Genomic DNA, 6,655 nt, shown 5'->3' on the forward strand with positions numbered 1-6,655 from the left:
GTTAGAAAATAATTTTGTGGATGAAATTATGTTTATGGATAATCAGGTTAAAATGACAGCTTCAGCTTCTACTGCTGCCATGCTTCCACAGAAAGTAATCGATGGCTTTAGAAATGGAACCATGAACAAAGGCCAAGGGATTACAAAAGAAGATTTAAATGCAGCATTGTCAGGTTTGAAAAATGAAATTCTGAATGATTTACAAACAAATACAAATCCAAAAGAGCCTATTCAAAAGCCTGTTCATACAAAACAGAATTTGAGTACGCTCTTTTTAAATTTAGGAGGAAAATAAAATATGGTTATTAAGTTTAATAATTTCGAAGAGAAAAAACTAGCTTTTGCAAAAGCAACACAGGATGGTACAGCAGAAGAACAATCAGTAGCATTAAACTCCATGATTGAAGCACTTGCTACAGATGTACGAGCAGATATTTTAAATCAAGTGAATGAATCAATGGTAGATCGTTCTATTATGCAATCTCGCGGTGCTAATGTACTAACAAGTGAAGAAATGAAGTTCTTTAATGCCGTTGTTGAAGAGGGTGGTTTTAAATCAACTGAGACTTTACCTAAAACAACACAAGAGAGAATTTTTGATGATTTAGTTCAAGGTCATCCGTTGCTAGAGCATATCGGTTTAGAGAATTTAGGAGCCGTGACAGAATTTATTTATGGAGATCCAGAGGGTGCAGCTGTATGGGGACCGTTATTTGGTGATATTAAAGGACAATTAAATGCTACATTCCGAAAAGAGTCAATTACTCAACTGAAATTAACAGCATTTATTCCATTAGCGAATGATATGTTGAAGCTTGGTCCAGTATGGGTGGAACGATATGTTCGTACTATGATTACAGAAGCGATGTCAGTAGGTTTAGAACGTGGTTTTGTAGTAGGTACAGGTAAAGAAGAACCAATTGGGTTATTAAAAGATCCTAGCGGAAGTGTAGTGAATGGAGTATATCCAGATAAAAAGCCAGCAGGAACTTTAACGTTTGAACCAGGTCGCAAAACAATTAATGAATTAAAAGGCGTGGTTAAATTATTGGCTAAAAAATTAAATCCTGATGGTAAAACAGATGCAGATAGACCTAAAAATATTGCTGGTAAAGTAGTTATGGTAACAAATCCATTTGATACTTTTGATATTCAAGCAAATGCTACAACTCAAAATGCGGCAGGTGTATATGTAACGAGCTTACCTTTTAATCCAATCCCAACAGAATCTGTATTTGTACCTCAAGGACAAGTGGTGTTCTTTGTTAAAGGGGAGTACATTGCAGCGATGGGTGGAACGGAGCCAATCCAAAAGTATAATGAAACACTCGCTTTAGAAGATGCAACACTTTATATTGCAAAACAACACGCTACAGGTAAGCCGAAGGATAAATACACTTCACAAGTTTATACATTGAAACTTGAAGAAGTAAAGCCACCGACACAAGGATGATGTGAATGGATACAGTAATTTCAAATGTAATATTACAAGAATTTAAAGATAGGATGCACTTAGGGGATGAGGAAGATGATAACCTAAAGCGCATCCTTTCTACGTCTAACAAGGCATTACTTAGGGTTTGTGGGAATTATGATTTAAATAAAGACGAGGAGTTCAAAGAATTAGTCTTTGAACGTTCTCGTTATGTCTATAACGATGCATTAGAGTATTTTGACAAGAATTTTTTAAGTCAGATTAATAGTTTAGGTATCGATAAAGCATTAGAAGAAATTAAATTGGACGGTGATTAATATGCGTCCTTTTCAGTACAAGAAACCACTGAATACAGGTGATTGTAGAAATCGAATTATCATTGAGCAACCTGAAGTAATAAAAGATGATTTGAATCAAGAAGTTGAAACAGGTAATTGGCAAGAAGTAAAAAAAGCATGGGCAATGATAAAAACGGTAAAAGGTTCAGAGTACATTGAAGCTTCGGCTTCACAGTCTACACGAATTTATCGGTTTGTGATGCCTTATACAACAGGTATTACAGAACTAATGCGAATCAATTTGAAAGGTCGTATCTTTGATATTATTGAACCGCCAATGAATGATGATGAAATGTATCAAACATTGACTATTATCGCAAAGGAGCATACTTGATATGAATGATTTTGCGAGTGATCTTGCTAGAGAATTACAAAGATATGCAAATGTTGTAGAAGAAGAATTACTGAAAGCGCAAGAAGAAGTTTCTGATGTTGCTGTGGAAAAATTAAAGCAGAAAAGTCCTAAAAAAACAGGTGCATATCGTAAAGGTTGGCGTAAGAAAAAAGAAGGTAATGGTGTTGTTATCCATAATACACAAGGGCAACTAACACACCTTTTAGAAAAAGGACATGCGAAAGTTGGCGGTGGACGTGTTCCGGCTCAAGTCCATATCCGTCCAGTTGAAGAGTATGTAATTGATGAATTGCCAAGACGTATCGAAAGGGCGGTTCAACAATGACATTAGGTGAATTAACAAAAATTCTTGAAGCTACAGGTTATCCTGTGGCTTATTCGCATTTTACAGCAACACCAACGAAGCCAGTTCCAGCACCACCATATATTTGTTTCCTTGTAGATGGATCAGCAAATTTAATGGCTGATAACAAGGTGTATCACAAGATAAATGACTTAAACATAGAGCTTTATACAACTAAAAAAGATTTAGTTGCAGAAGCCAAACTTGAAAAAGTCCTAGACGATTATGAGATTCCTTATGACTCGTATGAGACTTTTATTGAATCTGAAAAAATGTATCAAAAAAATTATGAAACGAGGTTGATATAAATGAATGAAAACAAAGTAGCTTTTGGTCTGAAAAATGTCCACTATGCACTCTATGACATTAAAGATGGTGTAGTTACATTTAGTACACCGATACGATTACCAGGGGCGGTTGAATTAACATTTGATCCACGAGGGGATTTAATTGAGTTCTATGCAGATGACATGCTTTACTACGCAGCAAGTAATAACCAAGGGTATGATGGCACTCTATCAATCGCTCATATTCCAGAGCAATTTGCAATTGATGCATTAGGTGAGGAATTAGACGAAGAAGATGGTGTGTTAAATGAATTAGCCGATGCAAAAGGAAAATCATTTGCGTTATTATTTGAATTCGATGGCGATGTAAGAGCGACTCGACACGTTATGTTTAACTGTTCAGCAAGTCGTCCAACACTTGCATCTAAAACGAAAACAAATTCAGCAGAGCCTAACACAAATGAACTTAAATTTGTATCAAGCCCTATTGATATTAATGGAAAACGTATGGTTAAAACGAAAACTACTACTAAATCAAAACAAGAAATCTATGATAATTGGTACAAAAAAGTTTATACAAAAGTACCTGCATTACCAAAAGGGGCGTAAGTGAATGGAAAAGACAATTACAATCGATGGAAAACAAGTCAAATTAAAAGCTACAGCAGCTACGGTTAAGCGGTATAAAGCGCAATTCAGACGTAATTTATTTGCAGATTTGATGGGGTTAGGGGCAATTAATGCTTTAGCTTCATCAAATGGGGCAGAACAACCTATTGATATGTCTAATGTCGATATGAGTAAAGTAGATTTTGAACTTATTTATGACTTAACGTGGTTATACGCTAAAACGGCTGATCCTAATATTCCTGATCCTATGACGTGGCTAGATGAATTTGAAGAATTCCCAATTGAAGAAATTATGCCTGCGGTCATGGAATTAGTTCAGGTTACTATGGGAGCAAAAAAAAAATAAAGAAAAATAATGGAGAGCAAGGGACATTCAGTGATGAGGAATTTACTACTGAACTGTTTCTTGCTCTTTGTTATAAAGCGAAATTAACACGCTGGGATTTAGAAGATATGACAATCGGTGATTGCTTTGATTACATTGCTGAATTCGCTGAGCTGGAGAATCCAGATAAAGAAAAAGTTAGAAAAGCAAATCAAAAAGACTTCGATTCATTCTAAGAAAGGGGTGAGAAAATGGCAGGAAGAATTAAAGGGATTACGATTGAAATTGGTGGTAATACTCAGCCGCTACAAAATGCTTTAAAAGATGTAAATAAACAAAGTGATGCTTTGGCTAAAGAATTAAAAGATGTCGAGCGTTTGCTAAAATTTGATCCAGGTAATGTGGAAGCATTAGCGCAAAAACAACAGTTACTTACACAACAGATTGAAAATACAACGCAAAAACTAGATAAGTTGAAAGCAGCGGAACAACAAGTACAAGCTCAATTTCAAAACGGTAAAATTTCTGAAGAACAATATCGTGCATTCAGGCGTGAAATTGAATTTACAGAAGGATCGCTTAATGGTCTGAAAAATAAACTTGGAAACATGAAAGCTGAGCAAGAGAATGTAGCGAGTTCCACAAGGCAATTAGAAACATTGTTTAGAGCTACAGGAAAAAGCGTTGATGATTTTGCAGGAGCATTAGGAAATCGTCTTGTGAATGCAATTCGGAATGGAACAGCTACAAGTCGTCAGTTAGAACAGGCGATTGGAATTATTGGTCGTGAGGCATTAGGTACAGAAGCTGATATTGAAAAATTACAAAGAGCTCTTCGATCTGTGGATGCTGGAAACTCCATACGGCAAGTACAAAATGAGTTAAGAGAATTACAACAAGAAGCGGGTAGAACCGAGAAGAAGTTCGAAGGACTACAAGTAGGATTAGAAAACGTTATTGGTGGATTAGCAGCTGGTGGCGGAATTGCAACAGCTATTGAAAAAGCGATGGATATGTCAAAATTAAAAACAAAGATCGATATCACATTTGATGTTCCGGAGTCCTCTAAAAAATCAGTAGAGGAAGCTATTAGAGGTGTTACCGCTTATGGTGTTGATGCAGAAGCGTCTTTAGAAGGAGTCCGTAGGCAATGGGCTTTAAATAAAGATATAAGTGATGAAGCAAATGCAGCAATCGTTAGGGGAGCGGCAGCCATTTCAGCTTCTTATGAAGGGATAGATTTTACAGAATTAATTCAAGAAACATATGAAATAGGAAATGAATTAGGAATAACACAAGATAGTGCTCTTGGTATGGTTGATGCGTTGTTAAAAATGGGATTTCCACCAGAACAGCTAGATATCATTGCTGAATATGGTAGTCAGCTAACTCGTGCAGGCTTTAAAGCTGAGGAAGTTCAAGCAATTATGGAAGCAGGCGTTGAAACAGGTAGTTGGAATATTGATAATCTCTTAGACGGACTGAAAGAAGGTAGGATTCAATTAACCGAATTCGCACAAGGGGCTGATAAGGCTTTAAAAGAAGCGCTTGACGGTTCTGGTATTGCAACTGAACAAATAGAAAAATGGGGAGCATCTGTGGCTAAAGGCGGAAGAGATGGCGCCGCAGCGATGGTAGAAGTAGCTAAAGCTATTGACGGAATAGAAGACCCGGTTAAGAAAAATCAAGTTGGGGTTAAAGTTCTAGCCACTATGTTTGAAGACCAAGGGCAAAATCTAACTAACACTTTAATAAGGGCTTCAGAAAAAACTGTAGACTTACAGAAGAATCAAGATAACTTAAATGAATCTGTTAAAAAATTAGATGCAAACCCAGCTGTAAAGTTCCAAAAAGCCATGGGTGATTTGCAAATGGCTCTTGAACCTATACTAGGAGTAATTGCTGATGTTGTTGCTAGTATTGCTGATTGGATTTCTAATAATCCAGAATTAGCAGCGACATTAGCGGCTGTTGCAACAGCTATTGGGGTAATTTCAGGAGCACTTATGGCAATTGCACCAATAGTTGTAGCTGTCATGGGTGTATTTGAAATCGGAGCCGCCGCCGCACTAGGTATAGTTGCCATAGTTCCTATTATCATAGCAGCTATAGTTGCTCTAGGAATTGCCATTTATCAAAATTGGGATTCTATAAAACAGTGGACTATAGATACATGGAATTCTATTAAGGAATATTTAATAGAGCTTTGGGATGGGATAGTTCAATCCTCTAGTGAAGCTTGGAGTTCTTTCTTAGAAACAATGCATTCATTCTTTAATCCAATAGGGCAATTTTTTAGCGATTTATGGACAGGGATAGGTGAAATATGTATTAGTACATGGAATTCTATTGTTGAATTCTTTTCAGGAGCTTGGGCCTCATTCACTGAAATGATGCATAGTTTCTTTGATCCGATAGGTGAATTCTTTAGTAGTTTATGGTCTGGAATTGTTGAAACGGCTTCTTCCTGGTGGTCATCTTTAGTTACAACAGCTTCTGAATTGTGGGGGGCACTTGTACAAGCTTGGCAGGAAACGTGGAACACTGTACTTACGGTCTTAGACCCTATCATTTCATTGATTTCTACGGTCCTTGAGGCTGGTTGGTTACTAATTCAAGCAGGAGTACAAATTGCATGGGCAGCAATCTGTCAATACATTATCCAACCAATCCAGGAAGCTTACGACTGGGTAAGTACACAAATCGGTGAAATGGTCACTTGGCTTGGTACACAATGGGAAATTGCAAAAGCCGTGGCCCAAGTTGCATGGGGATTACTTAAGCAATATATTATTCAGCCAGTCCAGGAAGCTTGGAGCACAACAAAAGAAAAATTCAGTGATTTGATTTCTTGGTTAAGCTCGCAGTGGGAACTTGCTAAATCGTATACTCTTATGGCTTGGAATTTGGTTAAACAGTATGTAATTCAACCTGTTCAAGAT

Annotated in this window: 8 protein-coding genes and 1 pseudogene; all 9 read left to right on the forward strand. The window is 36.9% G+C overall.

From position 1 onward, the window contains the following. Positions 1-295, forward strand: a pseudogene (locus tag ACQGSG_RS25210) (head maturation protease, ClpP-related); the annotation flags it as partial. A 3-nt stretch (positions 296-298) separates the two neighbouring features. Then, complete coding sequence (locus ACQGSG_RS25215; RefSeq protein ID WP_061654366.1) at positions 299-1,453, forward strand: phage major capsid protein; 1,155 nt, start codon at positions 299-301, stop codon at positions 1,451-1,453. A 5-nt stretch (positions 1,454-1,458) separates the two neighbouring features. Then, on the forward strand, positions 1,459-1,752 hold the full coding sequence (locus ACQGSG_RS25220) for a hypothetical protein (RefSeq protein ID WP_086401828.1): 294 nt from the start codon (positions 1,459-1,461) through the stop codon (positions 1,750-1,752). A 1-nt stretch (position 1,753) separates the two neighbouring features. Further along, positions 1,754-2,107: a phage head closure protein gene (locus ACQGSG_RS25225; protein ID WP_002197188.1), complete on the forward strand. Its 354-nt coding sequence runs from the start codon at positions 1,754-1,756 to the stop codon at positions 2,105-2,107. 1 nt (position 2,108) lies between these two features. Further along, positions 2,109-2,453 carry an HK97 gp10 family phage protein gene (locus ACQGSG_RS25230; protein WP_325843322.1) on the forward strand — a complete coding sequence of 115 codons (345 nt, stop codon included), beginning with the start codon at positions 2,109-2,111 and terminating at the stop codon, positions 2,451-2,453. Continuing rightward, positions 2,450-2,779, forward strand: a complete 330-nt coding sequence (locus tag ACQGSG_RS25235; protein WP_325843323.1) for a hypothetical protein — start codon at positions 2,450-2,452, stop codon at positions 2,777-2,779. Before ACQGSG_RS25230 ends, ACQGSG_RS25235 begins: the two co-directional genes overlap by 4 nt. After that, positions 2,780-3,367 (forward strand): major tail protein, encoded by a 588-nt coding sequence (locus ACQGSG_RS25240; protein WP_001004911.1) that lies wholly within the window; start codon positions 2,780-2,782, stop codon positions 3,365-3,367. It begins immediately after the preceding gene. 4 nt (positions 3,368-3,371) lie between these two features. Then, positions 3,372-3,734, forward strand: a complete 363-nt coding sequence (locus ACQGSG_RS25245; RefSeq protein WP_098279945.1) for a hypothetical protein — start codon at positions 3,372-3,374, stop codon at positions 3,732-3,734. Positions 3,735-3,964: 230 nt separating this feature from the next. Beyond that, on the forward strand, positions 3,965-6,655 hold a 2,691-nt coding region (locus ACQGSG_RS25250), incomplete at its 3' end, for a DUF2207 domain-containing protein (RefSeq protein WP_426948280.1).

The organism is Bacillus sp. GMa5/1 (genome assembly GCF_050172015.1).
Lineage (GTDB): Bacteria > Bacillota > Bacilli > Bacillales > Bacillaceae_G > Bacillus_A > Bacillus_A cereus.

What these genes read in the sequence shown, in the direction of transcription:
- ACQGSG_RS25215 (WP_061654366.1), top strand. Translation starts at nt 299, where the DNA reads ATGGTTATTAAGTTTAATAATTTCGAAGAGAAAAAACTAGCTTTTGCA.
- ACQGSG_RS25220 (WP_086401828.1), top strand. Translation starts at nt 1,459, where the DNA reads ATGGATACAGTAATTTCAAATGTAATATTACAAGAATTTAAAGATAGG.
- ACQGSG_RS25225 (WP_002197188.1), top strand. Translation starts at nt 1,754, where the DNA reads ATGCGTCCTTTTCAGTACAAGAAACCACTGAATACAGGTGATTGTAGA.
- ACQGSG_RS25230 (WP_325843322.1), top strand. Translation starts at nt 2,109, where the DNA reads ATGAATGATTTTGCGAGTGATCTTGCTAGAGAATTACAAAGATATGCA.
- ACQGSG_RS25235 (WP_325843323.1), top strand. Translation starts at nt 2,450, where the DNA reads ATGACATTAGGTGAATTAACAAAAATTCTTGAAGCTACAGGTTATCCT.
- ACQGSG_RS25240 (WP_001004911.1), top strand. Translation starts at nt 2,780, where the DNA reads ATGAATGAAAACAAAGTAGCTTTTGGTCTGAAAAATGTCCACTATGCA.
- ACQGSG_RS25245 (WP_098279945.1), top strand. Translation starts at nt 3,372, where the DNA reads ATGGAAAAGACAATTACAATCGATGGAAAACAAGTCAAATTAAAAGCT.